The sequence below is a fragment of the Pseudomonas lini genome, assembly GCF_964063345.1.
Classification (GTDB): domain Bacteria; phylum Pseudomonadota; class Gammaproteobacteria; order Pseudomonadales; family Pseudomonadaceae; genus Aquipseudomonas; species Aquipseudomonas lini_B.
Genome location: NZ_OZ061318.1, coordinates 1,008,043 through 1,034,304 on the forward strand (window position 1 = coordinate 1,008,043; position 26,262 = coordinate 1,034,304).

The following is a 26,262-nucleotide window of genomic DNA, read 5'->3' on the forward strand; positions in this document are numbered from 1 at the left end:
CAAAACAAAAGGCCGCATGAAAACCCGAGGGTTGTCATGCGGCCTTTGGTGTCCAGCCTTTTAAGCCTTGGCTGATGGACGCTTGTCTTCAACCGTCCACTTGCCGCCGTCGTAATACGCCTTCCAGCCAGTCGGCTTACCGTCGACCTCTGTCTGCACGTATTGCTCTTTGGTCTTGCGACTGTAACGAATTACCGAAGGGAGGCCATCCGGATCTTTCTTCGGCGCTTCGCAGAGGAAGTGATACTTCGGATCGATCTCATCCTTGTGCGGCACGATTTCCATCACCAGCGGAGCACGGGTCTCGCGGTTTTTCGGAAACTGACTGGCCGCCAGGAACAGGCCGGAAGCACCGTCGCGCAGGATGTAGGTGTCGTTGACCTTTTCGCATTTGAGCTCAGGCATCTTCACCGGGTCCATCTTCGGCGGCGCCGCATCACCGCTTTTCAACAGTTTGCGGGTGTTCTTGCAGGTGGCGTTGGTGCAACCGAAGAACTTGCCGAAACGACCGGTCTTGAGCTGCATCTCGCTGCCGCACTTGTCGCATTCCAGGCTCGGACCTTCGTAGCCCTTGATGCGATAGGTGCCCTCTTCGATTTCGTAGCCAGAGCAATCCGGGTTGTTACCGCAGATATGCAGCTTGCGCTTCTCATCGAGCAGATAAGCGTCCATGGCCGTGCTGCAGATCGGGCAGCGATGCTTGCCACGCAATACCAGCGACTCGGACTCACCTTCGTCGTCCGCGGCGATTTCATCGCCCGGCACCAGGTTGACGGTGGCTTTGCAGCGCTCTTTCGGCGGCAGGCTGTAGCCCGAGCAACCGAGGAATACGCCTGTCGAAGCTGTACGAATCTGCATCGGACGACCGCACAACACGCACGGAATGTCAGTCATTACCGGCTGGTTGGCGCGCATGCCGCCTTCGGCGCTTTCAGCCACTTCGAGTTTCTTCTTGAAGTCGCCGTAGAACTCGTCGAGCACGTTTTTCCAGTCGCGTTCGCCCTGAGCCACGTCATCGAGGTTCTCTTCCATGCCGGCGGTGAAGCCGTAGTCCATGAGATTGGAGAAGCTCTCGGCCAGACGCTCGGTGACGATGTCGCCCATCTTTTCCGAGTAGAAACGACGGTTGTGCAGCGCCACGTAGCCGCGGTCCTGGATGGTCGAAATGATCGCCGCGTAGGTCGAAGGACGACCGATGCCGCGTTTTTCCATTTCTTTCACCAGACTCGCTTCCGAGTAACGCGCCGGCGGCTTGGTGAAGTGCTGGGTCGGATCAAGCTTGATCAGCTTCATCGCGTCGCCCTGGGCCATGTCCGGCAGCACATCGTCATCGCCAGGCTTGGCAATTTGCGGCATGACGCGGGTGTAACCGTCGAACTTCAGGATGCGGCCCTTGGCACGCAGCTCGAAGTCGCCGGCACCGACGGTAACCGTGGTCGACAGGTATTGCGCCGGCAGCATCTGGCAGGCCAGGAACTGGCGCCAGATCAGCTCGTAAAGCCGCTCGGCATCACGTTCCATGCCCGACAGCTTGCTTGGCTCGGTATTGGCGTCGGACGGACGAATCGCTTCGTGAGCCTCTTGTGCGCCTTCCTTGCTGCTGTAGACGTTTGGGTTTTCCGGCAGGTACTTCTTGCCGAACTCGCCTTCAATATAGGTACGCGCCATCGTCACGGCATCGGCCGAGAGGTTGGTGGAGTCGGTACGCATATACGTGATGTAGCCGGCTTCGTACAAACGCTGGGCCATCATCATGGTTTTCTTCACACCGAAGCCCAGGCGGTTACTCGCGGCCTGTTGCAGGGTGGAGGTGATGAACGGTGCCGACGGCTTGCTGCTGGTCGGTTTGTCTTCGCGTTTTACGATGCTGTAGCTGGAAGCCTTGAGCTTTTCCAGCGCGGCCATGGCCTGGGCTTCGTTCAGCGGCTTGAAGGCTTCGCCTTTCTCGCGGGCTACGTCGAAGCGCACGGTCGCGCCCTTGGCGGTGCCGAGGTCGGCATGAACTTCCCAGTACTCTTCCGGGTTGAACGCGCGGATTTCACGCTCACGCTCGACCACCAGCTTCACGGCAACCGATTGCACGCGACCGGCAGACAGGCCACGGGCGACCTTGGCCCATAGCAGCGGCGAAACCATGTAACCCACCACGCGGTCGAGGAAGCGACGCGCCTGCTGGGCGTTTACTCGATCGATGTCCAGCTCGCCCGGTTTGGAGAAGGCTTCCTGGATCGCTTTCTTGGTGATTTCGTTGAACACCACGCGCTTATAGCGGCTGTCGTCACCACCGATGGCTTCGCGCAGGTGCCAGGCAATGGCTTCCCCCTCGCGATCCAAGTCGGTTGCGAGATAGATGGTGTCAGCATCTTTGGCGAGCCGGCGCAGCTCTTCGATGACTTTTTCCTTGCCCGGGAGGATCTCGTACTTGGCTTTCCAGCCATGATCGGGATCGACACCCATGCGCGAGACCAGCTGCTTGCGCGCTTTCTCTTTCGGCGTGAGCACCGGACCTTCACCTGCGGCGGCCTTGCCGCGCTTGGCGGCAGGCTCTTTGCTGGCGCTAGCCGAACCGCTGGTGGGCAGGTCTCGGATATGGCCGATACTCGACTTCACCACGTATTGGTTACCCAGATACTTGTTGATGGTCTTGGCCTTAGCCGGGGATTCCACAATGACCAGCGATTTGCCCATGGATCAGAAAATTCCTGAATTCTAGAAGTGAAAGGCGGTTGGCGCCTGACGCGGCACCGCTATATATAGTGGCTACAAGGTGAGGTCAAGCGCAGGGTTCTGCGCGCACTCCCCTTATGGCTGCGGAAAAACGCTCGGTTCGGCTTGCACCAAAGCAAAGCGTGGCACCTGTTCGCCGTCAACCTCGACCGACTCCAGGAACATGCTCAAGGGGCGCACCCAAAAGCCGTAATCGCCATACAGGGCTTGGTAGAAGACCACTTCCTCTTCGGTTTCCGAATGCCGCGCAACCGCGAATACGCGGTACTGCGGACCTTTGTAATGTTCGTAGAGCCCAGGTTGTATCGGCATGCTTTGGCCCTCACTGAAATTTTTTCAAAATAAAAACAAAATAAATCCGGAAAAACAAAAACCGGGGCACTTGGCCCCGGCTTCCATCAGCGAAACGCTTAAACGCGTTCGAAGACGGTGGAGATGCCTTGGCCGAGACCAATGCACATGGTAGCTACCCCGAAGGTGCCGCCATTCTGCTTCATCACGTTCAGCAAAGTGCCGGAGATACGGGCACCGGAGCAACCGAACGGGTGACCCAGGGCGATCGCGCCGCCGTGCAGGTTAACCTTCTCGTTCATCTTGTCGAGCACTTTCAAATCTTTCAGCACTGGCAGCGCCTGTGCGGCGAAAGCTTCGTTGAGCTCGAAGAAGTCGATATCGTTGATACCAAGACCCGCGCGCTTCAATGCTTTCTGCGTTGCCGGTACTGGACCATAGCCCATGATCGCCGGGTCCACACCTGCCACTGCCATCGAACGAATCACCGCCATCGGCTGGATGCCCAGGTCTTGGGCACGCTGCGCCGACATCACGATCATGCACGAAGCACCGTCGGTGATCTGCGACGAAGTACCGGCTGTCACGGTGCCGCCCTTCGGATTAAACGCTGGCTTCAGAGCCGCCAGGCTTTCCAGGGTGGTCTCCGGACGAATGGTTTCGTCGTAGTCGAACAGTTTCAGGAAACCGTTCTCGTCGTAGCCCTGCATCGGGATGATTTCGTCTTTGAACTTGCCTTCCAGAGTCGCCTTGTGGGCGAGTTGGTGGGAGCGCACGCCAAAGGCGTCCTGTTGTTCGCGAGTAATGCCGTGCATTTTGCCGAGCATTTCCGCGGTCAGGCCCATCATGCCCGAGGCTTTCGCCGCGTACAGAGACATGTGCGGGTTCGGATCGACACCGTGCATCATGCTCACGTGACCCATATGCTCGACGCCACCAACGACGAACACGTCACCGTTACCGGTCATGATCGCTTGCGCGGCGGTGTGCAGAGCACTCATCGACGAGCCACACAGACGGCTGACGGTCTGACCGGCCGCGGTGTGCGGGATCTGCGTCATCAGGGACGCCATGCGGGCGATGTTCCAGCCCTGCTCCAGGGTCTGGTTCACACAGCCCCAGATCACGTCTTCGACTTCGCTCGGGTCGACCTTGACGTTGCGTTCCAGCAATTTGCTGATCAGGTGCGCCGACATGTCTTCAGCGCGGGTGTTGCGGTGCATGCCGCCCTTGGAGCGGCCCATCGGCGTACGACCGAAGTCGACAATCACGACGTCTCTAGGATTCAAGCTCATATACGTTCACTCTCGCTCTAGTGTGGGCGCTTAACCGAAGAAGCTCTGACCGTTCTTGGCCATTTCACGCAGCTTCGCGGTCGGGTGGTACAGCGCGCCCAAATCAGCGTACTGGTCAGCCAGGGCAACGAACGCTGCAACACCGATCGAGTCGATGTAGCGCAGCGCACCGCCACGGAATGGAGGGAAACCAATACCGTAGACCAGACCCATGTCAGCTTCGGCGGCGGTTTCGACGATGCGGTCTTCCAGGCAACGCACGGTTTCCAGGCACAGAGGGATCATCATCCAGTTGATGATGTCTTCGTCAGTGACTTCGCGCTGTTCGAACACGATTGGCTTGAGCACTTCCAGCACCGAAGGATCGGCGACTTTCTTCTGCTTGCCGCGCTTGTCGGTCTCGTAGGCGTAGAAGCCCTTGCCATTCTTCTGGCCCAGGCGCTTGGCTTCGTAGAGCACGTCGACGGCCGAACGGCGATCGTCCTTCATACGATCCGGGAAGCCTTCAGCCATTACATCGCGACCGTGGTGACCGGTGTCGATGCCGACCACGTCCATCAGGTACGCCGGGCCCATCGGCCAGCCGAATTTTTCCATGACCTTGTCGATGCGGACGAAGTCCACACCGGCGCTGACCAGTTTGGCGAAACCGCCGAAGTACGGGAACAGCACGCGGTTGACCAGGAAGCCCGGGCAGTCGTTGACGACGATCGGGTTCTTGCCCATTTTCTTGGCGTAGGCAACGGTGGTGGCAACGGCCACTTCGCTGGACTTCTCGCCACGGATCACTTCAACCAGCGGCATCATGTGCACCGGGTTGAAGAAGTGCATGCCGACGAAGTTTTCCGGACGCTTGAGGGCTTTGGCCAGCAAGGTGATGGAAATGGTCGAGGTGTTGGACGCGAGGATGGTGTCCTCTTTGACCTTGCCTTCAACTTCGGCCAGTACGGCTTGCTTGACCTTCGGGTTCTCGACAACGGCTTCGACGACCAGGTCGACGTGACCGAAATCGCCGTAGGACAGGGTCGGACGAATGCCATTGAGCACTTCGGCCATCTTCGCCGCGGTCATGCGACCTTTATCAACGCGGCCCACCAGCAGCTTGGCGGCTTCAGCCAGACCTTGCTCAATGCCGTGCTCGTTGATGTCTTTCATCAGGATCGGCGTACCTTTGGAGGCCGACTGATAAGCGATACCGCCACCCATGATGCCGGCGCCCAATACAGCAGCCTGCTTCACGTCCTTGGCGATTTCGTCGTAGGCCTTGGCCTTTTTCTTCAGCTCCTGATCGTTCAGGAACAGACCGATCAAGCTCTGCGCGGCAGAGGTCTTGGCCAGTTTGACGAAACCGGTGGCTTCGACTTCCAGCGCTTTGTCACGACCGAAGTTCGCGGCTTTCTGGATGGTTTTGATCGCTTCAACCGGTGCCGGGTAGTTCGGGCCTGCTTGACCGGCCACGAAACCTTTGGCGGTTTCGAACGACATCATTTGTTCGATGGCGTTGAGCTTGAGCTTTTCGAGCTTCGGCTGACGCTTGGCCTTGTAGTCAAACTCACCGGAGATGGCGCCTTTGACCAAATTCAGAGCCGCTTCCTGCAGTTTCTCTAGAGCAACCACGGCGTCGACAGCACCGACTTTCAACGCGTCTTCAGCGCGGTTTTCCTTACCGGCGGCAATCCACTCGATGGCGTTGTCGGCACCGATGATGCGCGGCAAACGCACAGTACCGCCGAAGCCCGGGTAGATGCCCAGCTTGACTTCCGGCAGACCGATTTTGGCGGTATTGGCCATGACGCGGAAATCTGCCGCCAGGCACATTTCCAGACCGCCGCCCAGTGCGATGCCATTGATCGCGGCGACAGTCGGGACGTTGAGGTCTTCGAAATCGCTGAAAATCTTGTTGGCTTCGAGGTTACCAGCAACAAGCTCTGCATCCGGCAGCTTGAAGTTGTCGACGAATTCGGTGATGTCGGCGCCGACGATGAACACGTCCTTGCCACTGCTGACGATCACACCCTTGATCGAAGCATCTGCCTTGATGGTGTCTACGGCCTGACGCAGTTCGTTCAGGGTAAGACGGTTGAACTTGTTGACGGACTCACCCTTGAGGTCGAATTTCAATTCGACGATGCCACTTTCAAGAGCCTTAACCGTGATGGCTTTACCTTCGTAAATCATCAACTGATCTCCACGATATGGAAGCTGAACAGTACACGTCGGACGCAGGCGAGTGGCTCGGCAGGGACGTTTATCCGTCAATGCTAACGCCATCTCACCCGGCACACCCGCCAACGCGATAGTCGGGATTCTGTAGGAGCATTCTGTAATACAAACGCTCAATTCATACGCCCGTTTGATTTGGGTATGTCACCTTCACGGAATTTCCGGCAATTGTCAATCGCCCAAAATACTGGTTGAAACGCGACTTTCCGGTCACTTCCGTACCACGAAGCCTTGAACACGCAGGATGCATGCGAGACCATTCATAGAATCAATAGTTAGAAAAGTCGCCCTAATTAGCGGCAGCCTGTGTTTAACAAGCTACGCTGGCGGGACTCTGAAGAAAAAATCTGAACGCTTTTGACGAATGTCCAGCGTAAGATCAGCGCACAAAGAATTACCGGCCTGCCTGGCCAACCTCAGCCCGATGATGATGTCGGGCTTTTTATTGCCTGTCTGTCAGGCGACGACGCGCCACTGTGTAGGAGCTGCCGCAGGCGGCGATCTTTTGATGTTGCTCTTAAAAACAAAATCAAAAGATCCCAGCCTGCGGCAGCTCCCGGATCGGATTTCAGGCCAGCGCTTTCAGCAGCGCATCAATGTCCTGCAAAACATTCGATTCGCCCTTCTCGCCCCAATACAGGGCAATCATTTGCTTGTCTGCCTCGACCTTGTAGACGTTGGCAGGCAATTTTTCGAAATGATTCAGCAGCATCCCATCCTCACAGACCTCCTGCCACTGATTGACCCACACACCCGGCGCCTTCTGCCAATAACTCCAGCACGCCGGGCGCGTGCCACGGCGCGGCCGATGGTACTGGGCGCAAGGGCTCGGCGGTTCCTCGTTCAGCCAGTGCGGCCATTCCTGGGGCGCCAGTTGCATGGCCAGGCCAATGCGCCGCGCCTCCATGCGCAGGGCCATGCGCCCGCTCTGGGCACGAGACGGTCGCAACCACGCCAGCGGGCTCAAGACCACTAGCAGGATTGACACCACTATCCAGACCGTCATATCTGTACTCCCGATTCTTGATGAGCGCATTGAGTCACTTTGAAACCGATGCGCTTGAAACCAGCCATACTTACCAATATTGCAATCCTCAGGAGGAGCACCTCATGCCCTACCACCACATTCTGGTCGCTGTAGATCTAACCGAAGAGTGCGATCCTGTAATCCACCGAGCTCGCGAACTCTCGGTGAGCAATGGCGCGAAGCTGTCCCTGGTGCATATCGTCGAACCAATGGCCATGGCCTTTGGTGGCGACGTGCCGATGGACCTTTCCCAGTTGCAACAGCAACAATTCGATCAGGCCAAAGAGCGCCTTGAGCGATTAATCCTTAAGTATCCGGAGCTCTCCAAGGAATACAGTCACTTGACCTACGGCCAGCCGCGTCAGGAGATTCACCACCTTGCCAAGGAGCAAACCTGCGACCTGATCGTGGTGGGCAGTCATGGCCGACACGGCTTGGCACTGCTGCTCGGCTCCACCGCCAATGACGTACTCCACGGCGCGCCTTGCGATGTGCTGGCGGTTCGCCTGATCAAAAGCTGACAACCCATACCCTGTGGGAGCGAGCCTGCTCGCGAAGGCGGTGTCACAGTCGACAGATTTGTTGGATGTTAAACCGTCTTCGCGAGCAGGCTCGCTCCCACAGGGGATCTAACGCAGCCAGTAGATCGCATTTCATACGAAAAGCCCGGCGCTCATCACTGAACGCCGGGCTTTTTTTATCGCCGGATCAATCAGGCATCCAGCTCGGCCCAGCGCTCGACCATCACGTCGAGTTCAGCCTGCAACTGCTCAAGCTGAGCGATCACCGCAGCCGTCTCGGCAGCCGGACGCTGATAGAAGCCGGCATCTGCCATCTGCGCTTCAACCACCACGATCTGCTGCTCCATGGCTTCGATCTGACTCGGCAACATTTCCAGCTCACGCTGCAACTTGTAACTGAGCTTTTTCTTTGCCACCGGCGCCTCTACTGCCGCAGCGACTGGCGCGGGTTCAGCAGTGACGACAGCCGAGCTCAGGTCGGCCTTGCCGGACTTGCTCTCGGTCACGCCCAGCAGGCGCGGCGAGCCGCCCTGACGCAGCCAGTCCTGATACCCACCGACGTATTCGCGAACCTTGCCTTCGCCTTCGAAGACCAGGGTACTGGTGACCACGTTGTCGAGGAATGCCCGGTCGTGGCTGACCATCAGCACGGTGCCGTTGAAGGTCAGCAATACCTCTTCCAGCAGCTCGAGGGTTTCCACGTCCAGGTCGTTGGTCGGTTCGTCGAGTACCAGCAGGTTCGCCGGTTTGCTGAACAGTTTGGCCAGCAACAGACGGGCACGCTCACCACCGGACAGCGCCTTGACCGGCGTGCGGGCACGCTGCGGGCTGAACAGGAAGTCGCCGAGGTAGCTCAACACATGGCGGCTCTGACCATCGATATCGATAAAGTCGCGACCTTCGGCCACGTTGTCGATCACGGTCTTTTCCAGGTCCAGCTGATGGCGCAACTGGTCGAAGTAGGCCACGTCGATGCGTGTCCCCTCTTCCACTTTGCCGCTGGTCGGTTGCAGGCCGCTGAGCATCAGTTTCAGCAGCGTGGTCTTGCCGGTACCGTTGGCGCCGAGCAGACCGATACGGTCGCCGCGCGTCAGGACCATCGAGAAATCCTTGATCAGGAACGGGCCACCCGGGTGAGCGAAGCTCACGTTCTCGAGGACCATGACCTGCTTGCCGGACTTGTCGGCGGTATCCAACTGAATGTTGGCCTTGCCGGTGCGCTCACGACGCTCGCTACGCTCAACGCGCAAGGCTTTCAATGCGCGAACGCGGCCTTCGTTACGGGTGCGGCGAGCCTTGATGCCTTGGCGGATCCAGACTTCTTCCTGGGCCAGTTTCTTGTCGAACAGCGCGTTGGCGGTTTCTTCAGCAGCCAGAGTCGCCTCTTTGTGCACGAGGAAACTGGCGTAGTCGCCGTTCCAGTCGATCAGGCCGCCACGATCCAGTTCCAGGATGCGGGTCGCAAGGTTCTGCAGGAATGAACGGTCGTGCGTGATGAACAACACGGCGCCCTGGAAATCCTTCAGCGCTTCTTCGAGCCAGGCAATTGCACCGATGTCCAGGTGGTTGGTCGGCTCATCGAGCAGCAGCAGATCCGGTTCGGAAACCAGCGCCTGAGCCAGCAGGACGCGACGACGCCAGCCGCCGGACAATTCGGCGAGGGTCTTGTCGGCCGGCAGTTGCAAGCGGCTCAAGGTGCTGTCGACCAGTTGCTGCAAACGCCAGCCGTCGCGGGCTTCGAGGTCGTGCTGGACATGCATCAGTTTGTCCAGATCGGCGTCGGTGACGATGTTCTGGCTCAGGTGGTGGTACTGCGCGAGCAGCTCGCCGACACCGTCCAGGCCCTCGGCAACCACGTCGAACACGGTCCGCTCGTCGGCTACCGGCAATTCTTGCGGCAATTCGCCAATCTTTAGGCCAGGTGCGCGCCAAACAGAGCCTTCATCGGGCTTCTGGTCGCCCTTGACGAGCTTCATCATGCTGGACTTGCCAGTGCCGTTGCGGCCGATGATGCACACCCGCTCACCACGGGCGATCTGCCAGGACACCTTGTCCAACAACGGCATAGCGCCGAAAGCAAGGGACACATCGCTGAATTTGAGCAGGGTCATGAGCTTCTCCAAAAACCGGGCGCGCATTCTACCTGACTTGAGGCTTCAGAAGGCCGGCAATTTCAATGTCGAAGCACTCTGCACAACAATTGTTGCGAACTTGTGCCGACAGCTCGGCAAAGCTTTCGCCCGCTGCTGGCAAAAGGCTAAGCTACAGATAATTCAGTGCCGCTCTCGCCGGCACTTGTCATGATTTCTCTGCCCGGACGTCTCATGCGCAGTCGCCTTTTCAATCTTTTTTCGTGTTTGCTTCTTACAGCCGCTGCCGCTCAATCCGCCCAGGCGGTGGACCTGTCCACCCAACGCCAGTATTACGATGAAGCCAAGCGTGCCTTGGCCAAAGGCGATTCCGGCCCTTATTTCCGTTACAGCCAGGCGCTAAGCGATTATCCGCTGGAGCCCTATCTGGCGTATGACGAATTGACCGCGCGTCTGAAAACCGCGAGCAACGCCGAAATCGAGAAATTCCTCGCCGAACACGGTGACCTGCCGCAAGCCAACTGGATGAAATTGCGTTGGTTGCGCTGGCTGGCCGAACGCGGCGATTGGGCGACCTTCGTCAAATATTATGACCCCAAGCTCAATTTCACCGAACTGGACTGCCTGAACGCGCAGTATCAGATCAGCCACAACCGCAAGGTCGAAGGCTACGCCAACGCCGACAAGCTCTGGTTGAGCGGCAAAACCCAGCCCGACGCATGCGATGGTTTGTTCGGCATGTGGGCCGCCGAGGGCCAATTGACCGAACAGAAACGCTGGGAACGCACCAAGCTCGCCGCCCAGGCGCGCAATTATCCGCTGGCCAACAGCCTGATCAATGGCCTGACGACACTCGCCCCTCGCGGTCGCTTGCTGGTGGATGTGGCGCAGAACCCCGAGCTGCTCAATCAGCCGTCGCGCTTCACCCCGGCGGATGAACCGATGTCCGACATCGTCAGCCTCGGCCTGCGCCGCCTGGCCCGTCAGGATCCGGACAAGGCCATGGCCCTGCTCGACGGTTATGCCAGCAGCATGCACTTCTCTCGTGACGAAAAAGTCGCGATTGCCCGGGAAATCGGGCTGACCCTCGCTCGTCGTTTCGACAGCCGCGCGCTGGACGTAATGACCAAATACGACCCGGAGCTACGGGACAACACCGTTTCCGAATGGCGTTTGCGCCTGCTGTTACGCCTGGCCCGCTGGGACGATGCCTATCAGTTGACCCGCCGCCTGCCTCAGGATCTGGCCACCACCAACCGCTGGCGTTACTGGCAGGCTCGCAGCCTGGAGCTGGCGCAGCCACAGAATCCGGAAGCACAGACGCTTTACAAGGGCCTGGCTCGCGAGCGCGACTTCTACGGTTTCCTGGCGGCTGATCGCTCGCAATCCCCCTATTCGCTGAACAACAAACCGCTGGTGCTCAGTCAGGCGCTGATCAACAAGGTGCGCAATACCCCGGGCGTGCGACGTGCCCTGGAATTCCATGCACGCGGGCAGATCGTCGACGGTCGTCGCGAGTGGTACCACGTCAGCCGGCACTTCAGCCGTGACGAAATGGTCGCCCAGGCGAAACTGGCTTACGACCTGAAATGGTATTTCCCGGCGATCCGCACCATCAGTCAGGCGAAATACTGGGACGACCTGGATATTCGTTTCCCGATGGCCCACCGCGAAACCCTGGTCCGTGAAGCCAAGGTTCGTGGCCTGCACTCGAGCTGGGTATTCGCCATCACCCGTCAGGAAAGCGCCTTCATGGCCGATGCGCGCTCCGGCGTCGGTGCCAGCGGCTTGATGCAACTGATGCCCGGCACCGCCAAGGAAACCGCGCGCAAGTTCAGCATTCCCCTCGCTTCGCCGCAGCAAGTGCTCGATCCGGACAAGAACATTCAGCTCGGTGCCGCTTACCTGAGCCAGGTCCACAGCCAGTTCAACGGCAACCGCGTCCTCGCCTCTGCCGCCTACAACGCCGGCCCCGGCCGCGTACGTCAATGGCTGCGTGGCGCCGATCACTTGAGCTTCGATGTGTGGGTGGAAAGCATCCCGTTCGACGAAACCCGCCAGTACGTGCAAAACGTGTTGTCGTACTCGGTGATCTACGGCCAGAAGCTCAACTCACCACAACCTCTGGTGGATTGGCATGAGCGGTATTTTGACGATCAATGATCTGTAGGCGCTGCCGCAGCTCGGGCCGCGATCGGACGATCTTTTCCGCAACTGTAAAAAATGCCCGCCTCTTTCGAAGCGGGCATTTTTGTTTGCAGCTCAGATCAAAAGATCGCAGCCTGCGGCAGTTCCTACACAGATCTTGACCGTGCCGCGATCTGCTTGCCAAGTTCAGTCAAGCGGTACCGTTGAGCCGGACTATTGGGCGACTCGGGGTTTGTCATTTCAATCAAATCGGCAGCTGACGCCGGTTTGAGATAGTTAGCCCGGAAGGTCGCCTTGTGAGCCAATCCGAGCGCTGTCATCAACTCACTGATCTTCAGCGGACCGGTGCCATCGAGAGTCCGAAGCAATTTCGCTACTGGGTCGGTTACTGGGTCGGTTACTGGGTCGGTTACTGGCTCGCTCCTGGCAACCTCTTGAAGTGCAAGGCTCAGCGCTTGCAACATGAACTCGACAAAAGGAGTTGATTCGGCCAATTGGTCGGCAGCCGATAATGCGGCGTAATAATCGTCCTGCTGCTCTCGAATGACCGCTTCGACCGGCAGATAAGCCAGCACCGGTCGCCATTGACTGAGTATCAAGGTCTGCCAGAGGCGTCCCATACGCCCATTACCGTCGGCGAAGGGATGGATAAACTCAAACTCGTAATGGAAAACACAGCTAGTGATCAACGGATGCCAGTCCGAAGCGGCGAGCCATGCCAGCAAATCATCCATCAAATGCCCAACGCGACTCGGTGGTGGCGCCATATGAACCAATTTCTCGCCACGGTAGATGCCCACCCCGGCTCGACGAAGCTGCCCACAGTCATCAATCAATCCCCGCATCAGCAACTCATGCGCCTGGAGCAGGTCGGACCGGCTGCCCGACTGCCACTGCGGCATGGATTCATAGGCTGTAAAGGCGTTACGGACTTCCTGGATTTCTCGTGGCAGGCCAAGCACTCGCTGCCCTGCCAGAACGGCAGTCACCTGCTCAATGCTCAGGGTGTTGTTCTCGATCGCCAAAGAAGCCTGAATCGTACGAATTCGATTGCTACGGCGCAGTTGAGGCGTCTGCCGACGATCGTCCATCGCCGAAAGCTGACCAATCTGCTCACTGATCTCAGCGATCAACGCCAATATTCTTGTGGTCAGGGTCAACGGTGGTTGATAACGACTCATATCCTCATCCAGGCTCGCAACTGAGGCCGACATAATGCCCGAATGCGGCCACATTTATTTAAACCTCGCGGCCATTTTCGATCTTTGATGATCGTCCCGAACCGGCAGTACCTACACTCGCAGATCGGTTTCGACTTTGCCGTCATTGAACTGCAACGCTGCCAGCCGTGCATACAGCGCATTACTCGCAATCAACTCCTGATGCGTCCCCACCGCCACCAGTTTCCCTTGGTCCATCACCGCGATCCTGTCGGCGTTTTTCACTGTGGCCAGTCGATGGGCGATGACCAGTGTGGTGCGATTTTTCATCAGGCTAGGCAGAGCTTGCTGGATCAGGTGCTCGCTCTGGGCGTCGAGGGCGCTAGTGGCTTCGTCCAGCAGCAGGATCGGCGCGTCCACCAGCAGCGCCCGGGCGATGGCCAGGCGCTGGCGTTGCCCGCCGGACAAACCGAGACCCGCGTCGCCGAGGTGAGTCTGGTAGCCGTTGGGCATTTGCTCGATGAAATCGTGGGCATAGGCGATTTTCGCGGCTTCCTGGACCTGGGCCAAAGTCGCCGTAGGGCGGCCGTAGCGAATGTTCTCTTCGATGCTGCCGAAGAACAGCGCCGGGGTTTGCGAGACGAGGGCGAAACAGCGGCGCAGGTCCAGTGGGTCGAGTTGAGTCAGCGGCACGCCGTCCAGCAGGATGTGTCCTTGGGCGGGGTCGTAAAAGCGCAATAGCAGGTCATACACGGTCGACTTGCCGGCACCGGACGGCCCGACCAATGCAAGGGTTTCGCCAGCGTTGATCGTCAGATTCAGACCATCGACGGCATAGCTTTGCGGACGCGACGGGTAGGAAAAACGCACATCTTGTAGCACCAGATCGCCCTTCACCCGTTCAGGCAACGTCACCAGGCCCTGGGTCGGTGGCTGGATGATGTTTTCCGAACGCAACAACTCGGCAATCCGTTCCGCCGCACCTGCTGCTCGCTGCAGTTCGCCGATCACTTCACTCAACGTGCCGAAGGCACCGCCGACGATCAGGCTGTAAAAGACGAATGCCGCCAATTCACCGGCGGAAATCCGCCCGGCGATGACATCCATGCCACCGACCCAGAGCATCACCCCGACTGCGCCCAACACCAGCAGGATCACCAGGGTAATCAACCAGGCGCGCTGGAAGATGCGCTTGCGGGCAGTGTTGAAAGCCTCTTCCACGGTCGTGCCAAAACGCTGCTCGTCCTGAACCTGATGGTTGTAGGCCTGCACGGTTTTGATTTGACTCAGGGTTTCGGAGACATAGCTGCCGATATCGGCAATCCGGTCCTGGCTCAGACGCGACAGGGTGCGCACCCGGCGACCAAAAATCAGGATCGGCGCGACCACCAGCGGCAACGCGACCACCACGATGCTGGTAAGTTTGGGGTTGGTAATAAACAGCAAGACAATCCCGCCGATCACCATCAGCCCATTACGCAGGAACAGCGACAGCGAAGAGCCGATCACCGATTGCAACAGCGTGGTGTCGGCGGTCAGCCGTGACTGGATCTCGGAACTGCGGTTGTCTTCGTAAAAGCCCGGATGCAGGTAAATCAGATGGTTGAACACCCGACGGCGGATGTCGGCAACCACGCGTTCACCGATCCACGACACCAGGTAAAACCGTGCAAAGGTGCCAATCGCCAGACCGACCACCAGCAGCATGAACACGCCGATGGATCGGTTGAGCAAATGCGGCGATTGGGTCATGAAACCCTGATCCACCAACAGGCGAATCCCTTGCCCCATGGACAAGGTGATGCCGGCAGTGACGATCAACGCCAACAAGGCGCCGAAGGCCGGCCAGCGATAAGGCGCGAGGAAACGGCTGGCCAGACGAATGGCGCGGCGGTGACGGGAAGAGAGCATGAAGATCATCCGAGGGTGCAACCGATGGCTTTGACCCGACCAAGCCTACACCGTCATCGGGATTGAACGCTGTAAATCAGTAAATCATAATGAGTCAGGTTAATTATGACCGCTAAGACTAGTGGCTAGAGATTATTGGTCTAAAGTCCGGGTGGAAACGTGAGGGTATTTCTGATGGACTGAAGGTGCCGACCTGAAGATCGCAGGGAGTTGTCACAGCCCGGTCACCTGGCGGTTCTACAGTAAGCACACAACCTGATGAGGAGACAGGCCATGTCCTTGCAAAACAGCAGCGATGACAAGATTCCAGTGATCCGCACGCAGCCAGACCAGTCTCTGGGTTGCTCGATTATTGATAAGGATGGGCACGAAGTACCGATCACTGAAAACATGATCCAGGACGCTTGCCGCGAACTGGAGAAGCGATTGGTCAAGCCTGCCGAACAAGAGTGATATAGCCACCGTCTTCTTGACCCGGCTCTTTTAGCCGGGTTTTTTATGGGTGCCTTTTGAGGGTGCTGCGCACCCTATCGCGGGCAAGCCCGCTCCCACAGGATTACCGCGATCTCAAAATTGACGCATGACCTGTGGGAGCGTGGCTTGCCCGCGATAAGGCCAACGCGGTACTCAGACAGCCGAAGCACCCAACGCCGCCACAATCTGCAGCAACGCCGGCGAATCCCCTTCGATCCGCACCTTCAACCCATCGATCTCACGCCGCAGCGGGTAATGCTTGCGCAACGCATCGAACGCCGCGCGCTGCTCGCTCACGTTGCCTACAAGGCTACGACGGAAATCCGCATCGTCACGGCGTGGGTCATACACGCCACGGCACAACATCGCCAGTGCCCAAGCCGGATCGCTGTTGGCGCTCAACGTCACTGTCGACAGCCATGGCGCTGGCAGCAAGTCGCTCAGATGGACTTGTTCCGGTTGCCCAAGGAAATCGCACAATGCCTGATAGATCTGCGCCGTCCCGCGCTGCCTGCCGTCGAGGCTGTAACCGGCAATGTGCGGCGTCGCCAGCACACACAATTCGGCCAATGCCACTTCGACCTGAGGCTCACCCTCCCAGACATCCAGCACCGCTTGCAGATCTTCACGCTGCAACAGCACCTGGCGCAGAGCGGCGTTGTCGATCACCGGGCCACGACTGGCGTTGATCAGCCAGGTGCCCGGCTTAAGTTGGTTCAAACGGTTTTTATCCAACAGATGCCAGGTCGACTGAGGGCCTTGCTTGTTCAGCGGAGTATGCAGACTGATGACGTCGCATTGCTCGATGATCTGCTCGAGACTGACGTAATCCCCCCCTTCAGCGGCTTGCCGTGGGGGATCGCAGACCAGCACGTTCCAGCCCAGACCTTGCAGAACCTTGACCAGCCGCCCGCCCACTTCACCGGCGCCGACCACGCCATAGGTGCGTTGAGTCAGGTCGGCACCTTCGATTTCGGCCAGGGTCAGCAGGCTACCCAGCACGTAATCGACCACACCCCGGGCGTTGCAGCCTGGCGCGCTGGACCAGGTGATGCCGGCCTGATGAAAGTAATCCAGATCCAGATGATCAGTGCCGATAGTGCAGGTGCCGACAAAGCGCACCTTGCTGCCTTCGAGCAATTCGCGGTTGACGTTGGTCACCGAGCGCACCAACAGCACATCGGCCTGCTCGACAGTGGCGCGGTCGATGGCACGTCCCGGCACCCGGCGGATTTCACCGAAACCTGCGAAGAAGGCATCGAGCAGCGGGATATTTTCGTCGGCAACAATCAGCATGGCAGGCTCCTTTGGCGGATCGGCAGTGTAGGCGGAGATGACCGTGATGGGCCAGCAGGCATTGTTCACCTTAATGGCAAGGGCACCACTTCCCCCTGTGGCGAGGGAGCTTGCTCCCGTCCGGCTGCGAAGCAGTCGTAAAGACTGATGGCGCGGTGTGCCTGAGGGAAACGGGTTGCTGATTTTGGGGCTGCTGCGCAACCCAGCGGGAGCAAGCTCCCTCGCCACAGAAGGTGGGGACGCCTGCAAAGCTGATTACAAATCCCTAACACAGGATTTTTCCTGACCACTGCGTCAAGGCGTAGAATTCGCCGCCTCGCGCATCAAAACCCTTTTGGACGTTTCGCCTTGAATTCCGTGACTGACCGCCCCTCCGCTATTTCCCTCAATCGCCCGGCCCGGGTTCGCCTGGAGCTGAAAAACCTGCTCGGCCTGGCGTTGCCGATCATGATCGCGCAACTGGCGACCACCGCCATGGGCTTCGTCGATGCGGTGATGGCCGGTCGTGTCGGGCCTCGAGATCTGGCGGCCGTCGCGCTGGGTAACTCGATCTGGGTGCCGGTTTTTCTGCTGATGACCGGCACGTTGCTGGCCACCACCCCGAAAGTCGCCCAGCGCTTCGGTGCCGGCACGCACAGCGAGATTGGCCCGATCGTACGTCAGGCGTTATGGCTGGCGCTGGTGGTGGGTTTGATGGCGACCGGCATGCTGTTCAGCGCCGAACCGATCCTGCACATCATGAAAGTCGACCCCGAATTGATCGGCCCGTGCATGCAGTATCTGCACGGCATCGCCAGCGGCCTGCCTGCCGTTGCGTTCTATCACGTACTGCGCTGCTTCAGTGATGGACTGGGTCGCACCCGCCCGGCCATGGTCCTTGGCCTGTGCGGGCTGGCGCTGAATATTCCGCTCAATTACATCTTCATCTATGGCCACTTTGGTGTGCCAGCCATGGGTGGCGTCGGCTGCGGCTGGGCCACGGCAATCGTGATGTGGGTGATGGCGTTGGGCATGGCCGGCTGGGAGCGCTGGGCGCCGGCCTATCAGTCGAGTGAGCTGTTCAGCCGTTTCGACTGGCCACAGTGGTCGGTGATCAAGCGTTTGCTGGGCATCGGCCTGCCGATCGGCATCGCGGTGTTCGCCGAGTCGAGTATCTTCGCCGTGATCGCCCTGCTGATCGGCAGCCTCGGCGCCACCGTGGTCGCCGGGCACCAGATCGCGCTGAACTTCAGCTCGCTGGTGTTCATGATCCCCTACTCCCTGGGCATGGCGGTGACCGTGCGAGTCGGCCAGGCACTCGGCCGAGAGGAACCACGCGAAGCCCGCTTCGCCGCCGGTGTCGGCATGGGCACCGCCCTGGCGTATGCGTGCCTGTCGGCGAGCATGATGCTGTTGCTACGTGAGCCCATCGCTGCGATTTACACCGCCGACCCGACGGTGATTCAGGTGGCCGCGATGCTGATCGTGTATTCGGCGCTGTTCCAGTTTTCTGATGCGATTCAGGTGACGGCGGCTGGCGCACTGCGTGGCTATCAGGACACGCGAGTGACGATGATCCTGACATTGTTCGCGTACTGGGGGATTGGCTTGCCGGTGGGTTACGCCCTGGGCCTGACCGACTGGCTCGGTGCGCCGAGCGGCCCGAGCGGGCTGTGGCAGGGTTTGATCGTCGGCTTGAGTTGCGCGGCGCTGATGCTGTCGATCCGCCTGACGCGCAGTGCACGCAAGCGGATCCGCATCAGTCGTTCGGCGGGTTAAGTGAGTGTAAATATGCATGCAGTAATGGCAGTCAATCAAGCCGAGGAACCTGTGGGAGCGTGGCTTGCCCGCGATAGCGACCTGCCTGACACATCAATGGTAAATGTGCGGACTTCATCGCGGGCAAGTCGAATCGTCGCACCGCCGCTCCCACAGGTTCCGCGACCTGATTGACTGGCATTACCTGCAGATGCAGGCCTTTTTTGTGCCTATTAAGCGAGTTTCTTGCGGATCCAGTAGAGGTAGGTGCCAGCCTCTTCGTGCTGCGCCACCAACTCATGGTCGAGAAACACGCAAAACTTGGGGATGTCGCGACGGGTCGACGGGTCGGTGGCGATCACCTTCAGCAGGCCGCCGGGCACCAGGTCACGGATGTGCTGGTGCAGCATCATCACCGGTTCCGGGCAATTGAGGCCGGTGGCGTCGAGGGTGCCGTCTACCGGCGTATCGATCATTTCACTCATGATTTACTCCTGAAACTTGCCGGCATTGTCGCGCATTGCCGGGTGTTCGGTCATCTATGGCGTACACCGTACCTGTGGGAGCGGGCTTGCCCGCGATAGCGGTTGATGAGCCAGCATCAATGCTGAATGTACCGCCCTCATCGCGGGCAAGCCCGCTCCCACAGGGTCTGTGTACCTTAACGGGACTTGGGTTTCTTTACGTCGAGCCGGCGCAAATGGCAGGTCACTTCTTCACGATCGTGGTACAGCTGCTTGCAGCCGATCTCGACTCGAATGCCTCGCGCCTTGAACCCGTCGGCAATACGTTCCAGCAAGCGCTTCACTTCGGCATAACGCTGTTTCATCGGCAACTTGAGGTTGACCACCGCTTCGCGGCAATGCCCCTCGCCAATCCATTCTTCCAGCATTGCGGCGTTGCGCGCCGGCTTCTCGACGATGTCGCAGACCATCCAGTCCACCGGTTGCTTGGGCTTGAAGGTGAAACCGTCGGCCATCAAGTGCTGCACCAAACCGGTGTCCATCAGGCTTTCGGCCATCGGGCCGTTGTCGATCGCGGTCACCAGCATGCCACGATTGACCAACTGCCAGGTCCAGCCGCCGGGCGCAGCACCGAGGTCGACGCCGGTCATGTCACTGTGCAGACGCTCATCCCACTGATCGCGAGGGATGAAGTGGTGCCACGCCTCTTCCAGTTTCAGCGTCGAACGGCTCGGCGCTTCACGCGGGAATTTCAGGCGTGGAATGCCCATCGGCCACATCGCCGAGTTGTTCGACTCGGCCAGCCCCATGAACACTTCGCGGCCACTTTTGAAAGTCAGCAGCAGCCTCGGCTTGTGGGCGTCTTCCACCAGTTTGCCGGCCGCCATCAGCGCCTTGCGCAGGTGGCCTTCGAACTTCTTGCAGAAGTTCGACAGCTCCTTGCCATCGTTGGTGTCGACCATTTCCAGCCACAGGCTGCCGCACACCGGGAAGTCCGCCATGTGCGCAAGGATCACGCTGATGCGGTCGGTTTCCGGCAGATCGATGAAGATCCCGCGAGCCCACTGACGCGGGAAGATCAGGTCAGCGAAACGCTGGCCACGCATCAGGCGTTCGGCGCCGTCTTCTTCGGTGCAAATAAATTCGGCGCAGGCGCTGGCGGTTTTGGCCTTGGCATAACCGGCCACGTTCAGCCGCGCGGCATGTTCGGAAATCTCGGAACAGACTTCGCTTTCGAAGCCCGGCCGGCAATGCATAAAGAGGGTGTTCATTCTTACTCCTGGGCAGTTGGCGAAGAATTCAGCCACTGCGCGATGCCCAGACTTGCGTTGAAGCAAAGCCTGTCACGAAAACCGGCGCATGATAGCCGAGATCGGAACCTTGGACTTGTCCTTAGGGTCCAGTAATTAGCCTTAAGCATCAAACAGGACTAGGTTTAAGCCTCAGTTCGTTCCCTCAGTCCGTAGCCGTGCGGATTTAAAGGAGTCATTTCAATGCCGTCCCTCGATAGCCTGAAAACCCTTAAAACCTTACAAGTCGACGACAAGACCTATCACTATTTCAGCCTGCCCGAAGCCGCCAAAAGCCTGGGCGATCTCGACAAGCTGCCAATGTCGTTGAAAGTGCTGTTGGAAAACCTGCTGCGCTGGGAGGACGAGAAAACCGTTACCGGCGCTGACCTCAAGGCGATTGCCGCCTGGCTCAAGGAGCGTCGCTCCGATCGCGAAATCCAGTACCGCCCGGCGCGGGTATTAATGCAGGACTTTACCGGCGTCCCCGCCGTGGTCGATCTGGCCGCCATGCGCGCCGCCATGGCCAAGGCCGGTGGCGACCCGCAGCGAATCAATCCGCTGTCGCCGGTGGACCTGGTGATCGACCACTCGGTGATGGTCGACAAGTACGCCAGCTCAAGCGCCTTCGAACAGAATGTCGACATCGAAATGCAGCGCAACCACGAACGTTACGCCTTCCTGCGCTGGGGCCAGAGCGCCTTCGACAACTTCAGCGTGGTGCCACCGGGCACCGGCATCTGCCACCAGGTCAACCTCGAGTATCTGGGCCGCACGGTCTGGACCAAGGACGAGGACGGGCGCACCTATGCCTTTCCGGACACCTTGGTTGGCACTGACTCCCACACCACCATGATCAACGGCCTCGGCGTACTCGGCTGGGGCGTGGGCGGGATCGAAGCGGAAGCAGCGATGCTCGGCCAACCGGTGTCGATGCTGATTCCGGAAGTGATCGGTTTCAAACTCACCGGCAAGCTCAAGGAAGGCATTACCGCCACCGACCTGGTGCTGACGGTGACCCAGATGCTGCGCAAGAAAGGGGTGGTCGGCAAATTCGTCGAGTTCTACGGCGACGGCCTCGCCGACCTGCCGTTGGCCGACCGCGCGACCATCGCCAACATGGCCCCGGAATATGGCGCCACGTGCGGCTTCTTCCCGGTGGACGAGGTCACACTGGAATACTTGCGCCTGTCCGGCCGCACACCGGAAACCGTGAAACTGGTGGAGGCCTATAGCAAGATCCAGGGCCTGTGGCGCCTGCCCGGCAAGGAGCCGGTGTTCACTGACAGTCTGGCTCTGGACATGGGCAGCGTCGAGGCCAGCCTCGCCGGACCGAAACGCCCACAGGACCGCGTCTCGCTGCCGAATGTCGCGCAAGCGTTCACTGACTTTCTCGGCCTGCAATTCAAACCCTCCAGCAAGGAAGAAGGTCGCCTCGAAAGTGAGGGGGGCGGTGGCGTCGCGGTGGGCAACGCCGATCTGATCGGCGAAACGGACTACGACCACGAAGGCCGCACGTACCGGCTGAAAAACGGCGCGGTGGTGATCGCCGCGATCACCTCCTGCACCAACACCTCCAACCCCAGCGTAATGATGGCGGCCGGGCTGGTGGCAAAAAAAGCTGTGGAGAAAGGGCTGAAGCGCAAGCCGTGGGTCAAGAGTTCACTGGCTCCCGGTTCGAAAGTGGTCACCGACTACTACAAGGCCGCGGGCCTGACCCAATACCTTGATGAACTCGGTTTTGCGCTAGTCGGTTATGGCTGCACCACCTGCATTGGCAACTCCGGACCGTTGCCGGAGCCAATCGAAAAAGCCATTCAGAAAGCCGACCTGACGGTTGCCTCGGTGCTCTCGGGCAACCGCAACTTCGAAGGTCGCGTACATCCGCTGGTAAAAACCAATTGGCTGGCCTCCCCACCCCTGGTCGTGGCCTATGCGTTGGCCGGCACAGTGCGCATCGACATCAGCAGCGAATCCTTGGGTCACGACAAGGACGGCCAGCCGGTTTATCTGCGGGATATTTGGCCGAGCACTAAAGAAATCGCCGACGCGGTGACTCAGGTGAACACTGCGATGTTCCACAAGGAGTACGCCGAAGTGTTTGCCGGCGACGAGCAGTGGCAGGCGATCGAAGTGCCGCAGGCGGCGACGTATGTCTGGAACAACGATTCGACGTATATCCAGCATCCGCCCTTCTTCGATGACATCGGCGGCCCTGCGCCGGTGGTCAAGGACGTCGAAGGGGCGAAAGTCCTGGCGCTGCTCGGCGATTCGGTGACCACCGACCACATCTCCCCGGCCGGCAATATCAAGGCTGACAGCCCTGCCGGCCGTTACCTGCGCGAGCAAGGGGTGGAACCGCGGGACTTCAACTCCTACGGCTCCCGTCGCGGCAACCATCAAGTGATGATGCGCGGCACCTTCGCCAACATCCGGATTCGCAACGAGATGCTCGGCGGTGAAGAAGGCGGCAACACGATTTATATTCCGACCGGGGAGAAGCTGCCGATCTACGACGCGGCCATGCGTTACCAGGCTTCAGGCACGCCGCTGGTGGTAATCGCCGGGCAAGAATACGGCACCGGCTCGAGCCGCGACTGGGCGGCCAAGGGCACCAATCTGCTGGGGGTCAAAGCGGTCATCGCCGAGAGCTTCGAGCGGATTCACCGTTCCAACCTGGTCGGCATGGGCGTATTGCCGTTGCAGTTCAAGCTGGATCAGAACCGCAAGAGCCTGAACCTCACTGGCAAGGAAACCCTGGACATCCTTGGCCTGACGGGCGTCGAACTGACCCCACGGATGAACCTGACGCTGGTTGTCACCCGCGAGGACGGCAGCAAGGAAAAGATCGAGGTGTTGTGCCGGATCGATACCCTCAATGAAGTGGAGTACTTCAAGGCCGGAGGGATTTTGCATTACGTGTTGCGGCAATTGATTGCCTCGTAACAGCCTGCTGACAACGACACCGCCTGCGGGCGGTGTTTTTGTTTACGCGGTGTGCGTCTCTATAATCGTGCGCCCATTAGTTTGGTGTCGATCACAGATCAATGTGGGAGCCCCCTCGCCACAGGGCTCCCACAGGGACTTAGGCAATCCGCAGAATCTCTGAAACAAGGACTTAACATGATCGCTCTGCCATGGACTTATCTGGCACTTCTCTCCATTGGCTACGGCCTGGCTTTGATCTACGGTCAACTCGGCTGGCTGGCCGCTATCTCTTTCGCGTTGCTGCTGTTCGCCGGTTTCGCCGTTCGCCAACAACAGGTTCCCATCGGCCGCTACCTCGGCCACGGCTTGTTCATCGTTCTGGCGGTTGCGCTGGCAATCCACTGGCTTCCCGGTTTCTTCAACGGTCGCGTCATCGACCCCCAGCGTTTCACCGACGATGCCGTGCCGTTTGCCATGTACCTGAATCAGGACAAACCGCTCATCGGTTTCTGGTTGTTGCTGGTTTGTCCATGGATTGTCGGCCGGCGCTCGTTACGGCTGTCCGTTTATGCCACCGCCCTCGCCCTGACCGTAAGCGCCGTGCTGGCCTTGGGTGGCGCGCTGTTACTGGGCGTGATCAGTTGGGCACCGAAGTGGCCGGATCAAGCCTGGTTGTGGGTACTGAACAATCTGTTGCTGGTGACCCTGGTGGAAGAAGCGTTGTTTCGCGGCTACATCCAGGGTGGCCTGAGCCGGCAGTTCAAACACCTGCCCTATGGCGAAAATCTTGCCTTGTTGCTCGCCTCAATGCTGTTCGGCCTGGTTCATCTGGGGGCTGGCTGGCAATGGGTGTTGCTGGCGGGCCTCGCGGGGGGCGGTTATGGCCTGGCCTACCGTTTCGGTGGGTTGGGCGCGGCCATCGCCACCCACTTTGGTTTGAATCTGCTGCATTTCGGGCTGTTCACCTATCCAATGCTCGCTGGCTGACGCAACGGTCGTTTCGTGACGCATCTCTGATTATTGAAAAAAACACTTCAATAAATACCTGACGATGCCGATACCCCCTCAAAGCCTTGCGGATTGAAAAAGCCATGCGTAACAACCAGCCCATTACACAACGCGAACGGACCTTCCCGGCTCAGCAACGGTTGATTTCCACCACCGATGCCAAGGGCGTGATCACTTACTGCAACGACGCTTTCGTCGAGATCAGCGGGTTTTCTCGTGAGGAACTGATCCGTGCGCCGCATAACCTGGTCCGTCACCCCGACGTCCCGGCTGCGGTGTTCGCGCACATGTGGGGCACGCTGAAACAAGGCTTGCCATGGATGGGCATTGTCAAGAATCGCTGCAAGACCGGTGACCACTACTGGGTTAACGCCTATGTCACACCGGTGTTCGACGGTAATCAGGTGATCGGTTACGAGTCGGTGCGGGTCAAACCCACCGCCGAGCAGATCCGCCGCGCCGAAGCACTTTACCAACGCATCAATCAGGGCAAGTCTGCGATTCCCGCTACAGACAAATGGCTGCCGGTGCTTCAAGACTGGCTGCCGTTCATTCTGGTCAGCCAGTTGAGCTTCATGATCGGCGCCACCCTGACGTCCCAATGGGGCTTCGCCCTGGCCGCCGGCCTTTCGGTGCCGTTGGGCTTGATGGGTTTGAGTTGGCAACAGCGCGGTATCAAGCGTTTGCTGCGCCTGGCCGAACAGACCACGTCCGACCCGCTGATCGCGCAGATGTACACCGACAGTCGTGGCGCCCAGGCACGCCTGGAGATGTCGATCCTCAGTCAGGAAGCACGCCTGAAAACCTGCTTGACCCGTTTGCAGGACACCGCCGAACACCTGACCGAACAAGCGAAACAGTCCGACACCCTGGCCCATAACAGCTCCACCGGCCTGGAACGTCAACGCGTCGAAACCGAGCAAGTGGCGACCGCTGTGAATCAGATGGCCGCCACCACTCAGGAAGTCGCCAGCCACGTGCAGCGCACCGCGGACGCCACTCAAGAAGCCAATCGCCTGACCGGTCGCGGTCGCGACATCGCCGGGGAAACCCGCGCAGCCATTCAACGTCTGTCGGTAGTGGTCGGTGAAACCGGCCTGACGGTCACGCAACTGGCCAAGGACAGCGACGAAATTGGTGGTGTGGTCGATGTGATCAAAGGCATTGCCGACCAGACCAACCTGCTGGCCTTGAACGCCGCGATTGAAGCGGCTCGCGCCGGCGAGATGGGCCGTGGTTTTGCGGTAGTGGCCGACGAAGTGCGTCAATTGGCGCAACGCACCAGCGAATCCACCGGGCAGATCCACGCCCTGATTGCCAAGCTGCAACAAACCGCCAGCTCGGCGGTGCAGACCATGGAAACTGGTCATCGCCAGGCCGAAGAGGGTGTGGCGCGGGTATTGGAAGCGGACCAGGCACTAGTGGGCATCAGCGAAGCGGTGGCCAACATCACCGACATGACCACCCAGATCGCTGCCGCCACCGAAGAGCAAAGTGCAGTGGCCGAAGAAATCAGCCGCAACATCAGCAACATCTCACAACTGGCTGACCAGACCTCGGAACAGGCGCAGCACTCGGCGCTGCTGAGTGAAGAACTGACCAAAACGGCGAATACCCAGTATTCGTTGGTGGAGCGGTTTAACCGCTGATAGCGCTTGAAGGCAAAAAAAACC

The 26,262-nt window shown here is 59.2% G+C and carries 18 protein-coding genes; 7 read left to right on the forward strand and 11 right to left on the reverse strand.

Annotated features, from left to right (window positions below; genetic code table 11):
* Window positions 1–60 precede the first annotated feature (60 nt).
* The 5 genes from topA to AB3226_RS04720 all read right to left on the reverse strand — a co-directional run bounded on the left by topA (window position 61) and on the right by AB3226_RS04720 (window position 7,542).
* On the reverse strand, window positions 61–2,688 hold the full coding sequence (gene topA / locus AB3226_RS04700; RefSeq protein WP_038979973.1) for a type I DNA topoisomerase: 2,628 nt from the start codon (window positions 2,686–2,688) through the stop codon (window positions 61–63).
* Window positions 2,689–2,802: 114 nt separating this feature from the next.
* Window positions 2,803–3,039, reverse strand: a complete 237-nt coding sequence (locus tag AB3226_RS04705) for a DUF1653 domain-containing protein (RefSeq protein ID WP_007907781.1) — start codon at window positions 3,037–3,039, stop codon at window positions 2,803–2,805.
* Between the two features lie 98 nt (window positions 3,040–3,137).
* Complete coding sequence (gene fadA / locus AB3226_RS04710; RefSeq protein WP_008007076.1) at window positions 3,138–4,313, reverse strand: acetyl-CoA C-acyltransferase FadA; 1,176 nt, start codon at window positions 4,311–4,313, stop codon at window positions 3,138–3,140.
* Between the two features lie 30 nt (window positions 4,314–4,343).
* Window positions 4,344–6,491, reverse strand: coding sequence for a fatty acid oxidation complex subunit alpha FadB (fadB, locus tag AB3226_RS04715; RefSeq protein ID WP_367372216.1), 2,148 nt, complete (start codon window positions 6,489–6,491; stop codon window positions 4,344–4,346).
* Between the two features lie 613 nt (window positions 6,492–7,104).
* Window positions 7,105–7,542: a hypothetical protein gene (locus AB3226_RS04720; protein WP_367372217.1), complete on the reverse strand. Its 438-nt coding sequence runs from the start codon at window positions 7,540–7,542 to the stop codon at window positions 7,105–7,107.
* Window positions 7,543–7,646: 104 nt separating this feature from the next.
* Between AB3226_RS04720 and AB3226_RS04725 the strand changes: the two genes are divergently transcribed.
* Window positions 7,647–8,084, forward strand: a complete 438-nt coding sequence (locus tag AB3226_RS04725; RefSeq protein ID WP_123359995.1) for a universal stress protein — start codon at window positions 7,647–7,649, stop codon at window positions 8,082–8,084.
* Between the two features lie 191 nt (window positions 8,085–8,275).
* Here the strand turns inward: AB3226_RS04725 and AB3226_RS04730 are convergent, their stop codons facing one another.
* The gene (locus tag AB3226_RS04730) at window positions 8,276–10,195 is read right to left on the reverse strand and encodes an ATP-binding cassette domain-containing protein (RefSeq protein ID WP_367372218.1); all 1,920 of its coding nucleotides are present in this window, start codon (window positions 10,193–10,195) and stop codon (window positions 8,276–8,278) included.
* A 213-nt stretch (window positions 10,196–10,408) separates the two neighbouring features.
* Between AB3226_RS04730 and AB3226_RS04735 the strand changes: the two genes are divergently transcribed.
* Window positions 10,409–12,337 carry a transglycosylase SLT domain-containing protein gene (locus AB3226_RS04735; protein ID WP_367372219.1) on the forward strand — a complete coding sequence of 643 codons (1,929 nt, stop codon included), beginning with the start codon at window positions 10,409–10,411 and terminating at the stop codon, window positions 12,335–12,337.
* 131 nt (window positions 12,338–12,468) lie between these two features.
* On the opposite strand, the gene AB3226_RS04740 is transcribed toward AB3226_RS04735, so the two are convergent.
* Window positions 12,469–13,503: a Fic family protein gene (locus AB3226_RS04740; RefSeq protein ID WP_367372220.1), complete on the reverse strand. Its 1,035-nt coding sequence runs from the start codon at window positions 13,501–13,503 to the stop codon at window positions 12,469–12,471.
* A gap of 111 nt (window positions 13,504–13,614) precedes the next feature.
* Complete coding sequence (locus AB3226_RS04745) at window positions 13,615–15,402, reverse strand: ABC transporter transmembrane domain-containing protein (protein WP_367372221.1); 1,788 nt, start codon at window positions 15,400–15,402, stop codon at window positions 13,615–13,617.
* Between the two features lie 264 nt (window positions 15,403–15,666).
* Between AB3226_RS04745 and AB3226_RS04750 the strand changes: the two genes are divergently transcribed.
* Window positions 15,667–15,846, forward strand: a complete 180-nt coding sequence (locus AB3226_RS04750) for a PA1571 family protein (protein WP_007907798.1) — start codon at window positions 15,667–15,669, stop codon at window positions 15,844–15,846.
* Window positions 15,847–16,020: 174 nt separating this feature from the next.
* Here the strand turns inward: AB3226_RS04750 and pdxB are convergent, their stop codons facing one another.
* Window positions 16,021–17,163, reverse strand: coding sequence for a 4-phosphoerythronate dehydrogenase PdxB (gene pdxB / locus AB3226_RS04755; RefSeq protein WP_367372222.1), 1,143 nt, complete (start codon window positions 17,161–17,163; stop codon window positions 16,021–16,023).
* A 348-nt stretch (window positions 17,164–17,511) separates the two neighbouring features.
* Between pdxB and AB3226_RS04760 the strand changes: the two genes are divergently transcribed.
* Window positions 17,512–18,921 (forward strand): MATE family efflux transporter, encoded by a 1,410-nt coding sequence (locus tag AB3226_RS04760; RefSeq protein WP_038979966.1) that lies wholly within the window; start codon window positions 17,512–17,514, stop codon window positions 18,919–18,921.
* 212 nt (window positions 18,922–19,133) lie between these two features.
* On the opposite strand, the gene tusA is transcribed toward AB3226_RS04760, so the two are convergent.
* Window positions 19,134–19,385: a sulfurtransferase TusA gene (tusA, locus tag AB3226_RS04765; protein ID WP_007907805.1), complete on the reverse strand. Its 252-nt coding sequence runs from the start codon at window positions 19,383–19,385 to the stop codon at window positions 19,134–19,136.
* A gap of 176 nt (window positions 19,386–19,561) precedes the next feature.
* Window positions 19,562–20,635 carry a 23S rRNA (cytidine(2498)-2'-O)-methyltransferase RlmM gene (gene rlmM / locus AB3226_RS04770; protein WP_367372223.1) on the reverse strand — a complete coding sequence of 358 codons (1,074 nt, stop codon included), beginning with the start codon at window positions 20,633–20,635 and terminating at the stop codon, window positions 19,562–19,564.
* Between the two features lie 222 nt (window positions 20,636–20,857).
* Between rlmM and acnA the strand changes: the two genes are divergently transcribed.
* The 3 genes from acnA to AB3226_RS04785 all read left to right on the forward strand — a co-directional run bounded on the left by acnA (window position 20,858) and on the right by AB3226_RS04785 (window position 26,238).
* On the forward strand, window positions 20,858–23,599 hold the full coding sequence (acnA, locus tag AB3226_RS04775) for an aconitate hydratase AcnA (protein ID WP_367372224.1): 2,742 nt from the start codon (window positions 20,858–20,860) through the stop codon (window positions 23,597–23,599).
* Between the two features lie 177 nt (window positions 23,600–23,776).
* On the forward strand, window positions 23,777–24,568 hold the full coding sequence (locus tag AB3226_RS04780; RefSeq protein ID WP_367372225.1) for a lysostaphin resistance A-like protein: 792 nt from the start codon (window positions 23,777–23,779) through the stop codon (window positions 24,566–24,568).
* 104 nt (window positions 24,569–24,672) lie between these two features.
* On the forward strand, window positions 24,673–26,238 hold the full coding sequence (locus tag AB3226_RS04785) for a methyl-accepting chemotaxis protein (RefSeq protein ID WP_367372226.1): 1,566 nt from the start codon (window positions 24,673–24,675) through the stop codon (window positions 26,236–26,238).
* Window positions 26,239–26,262 lie beyond the last annotated feature (24 nt).

Excerpts from the sequence above, each read along its gene's own strand:
- topA (WP_038979973.1), bottom strand. The coding sequence starts at position 2,688 with ATGGGCAAATCGCTGGTCATTGTGGAATCCCCGGCTAAGGCCAAGACC.
- AB3226_RS04705 (WP_007907781.1), bottom strand. The coding sequence starts at position 3,039 with ATGCCGATACAACCTGGGCTCTACGAACATTACAAAGGTCCGCAGTAC.
- fadA (WP_008007076.1), bottom strand. The coding sequence starts at position 4,313 with ATGAGCTTGAATCCTAGAGACGTCGTGATTGTCGACTTCGGTCGTACG.
- fadB (WP_367372216.1), bottom strand. The coding sequence starts at position 6,491 with ATGATTTACGAAGGTAAAGCCATCACGGTTAAGGCTCTTGAAAGTGGC.
- AB3226_RS04720 (WP_367372217.1), bottom strand. The coding sequence starts at position 7,542 with ATGACGGTCTGGATAGTGGTGTCAATCCTGCTAGTGGTCTTGAGCCCG.
- AB3226_RS04725 (WP_123359995.1), top strand. The coding sequence starts at position 7,647 with ATGCCCTACCACCACATTCTGGTCGCTGTAGATCTAACCGAAGAGTGC.
- AB3226_RS04730 (WP_367372218.1), bottom strand. The coding sequence starts at position 10,195 with ATGACCCTGCTCAAATTCAGCGATGTGTCCCTTGCTTTCGGCGCTATG.
- AB3226_RS04735 (WP_367372219.1), top strand. The coding sequence starts at position 10,409 with ATGCGCAGTCGCCTTTTCAATCTTTTTTCGTGTTTGCTTCTTACAGCC.
- AB3226_RS04740 (WP_367372220.1), bottom strand. The coding sequence starts at position 13,503 with ATGAGTCGTTATCAACCACCGTTGACCCTGACCACAAGAATATTGGCG.
- AB3226_RS04745 (WP_367372221.1), bottom strand. The coding sequence starts at position 15,402 with ATGATCTTCATGCTCTCTTCCCGTCACCGCCGCGCCATTCGTCTGGCC.
- AB3226_RS04750 (WP_007907798.1), top strand. The coding sequence starts at position 15,667 with ATGTCCTTGCAAAACAGCAGCGATGACAAGATTCCAGTGATCCGCACG.
- pdxB (WP_367372222.1), bottom strand. The coding sequence starts at position 17,163 with ATGCTGATTGTTGCCGACGAAAATATCCCGCTGCTCGATGCCTTCTTC.
- tusA (WP_007907805.1), bottom strand. The coding sequence starts at position 19,385 with ATGAGTGAAATGATCGATACGCCGGTAGACGGCACCCTCGACGCCACC.
- rlmM (WP_367372223.1), bottom strand. The coding sequence starts at position 20,635 with ATGAACACCCTCTTTATGCATTGCCGGCCGGGCTTCGAAAGCGAAGTC.
- acnA (WP_367372224.1), top strand. The coding sequence starts at position 20,858 with ATGCCGTCCCTCGATAGCCTGAAAACCCTTAAAACCTTACAAGTCGAC.
- AB3226_RS04780 (WP_367372225.1), top strand. The coding sequence starts at position 23,777 with ATGATCGCTCTGCCATGGACTTATCTGGCACTTCTCTCCATTGGCTAC.
- AB3226_RS04785 (WP_367372226.1), top strand. The coding sequence starts at position 24,673 with ATGCGTAACAACCAGCCCATTACACAACGCGAACGGACCTTCCCGGCT.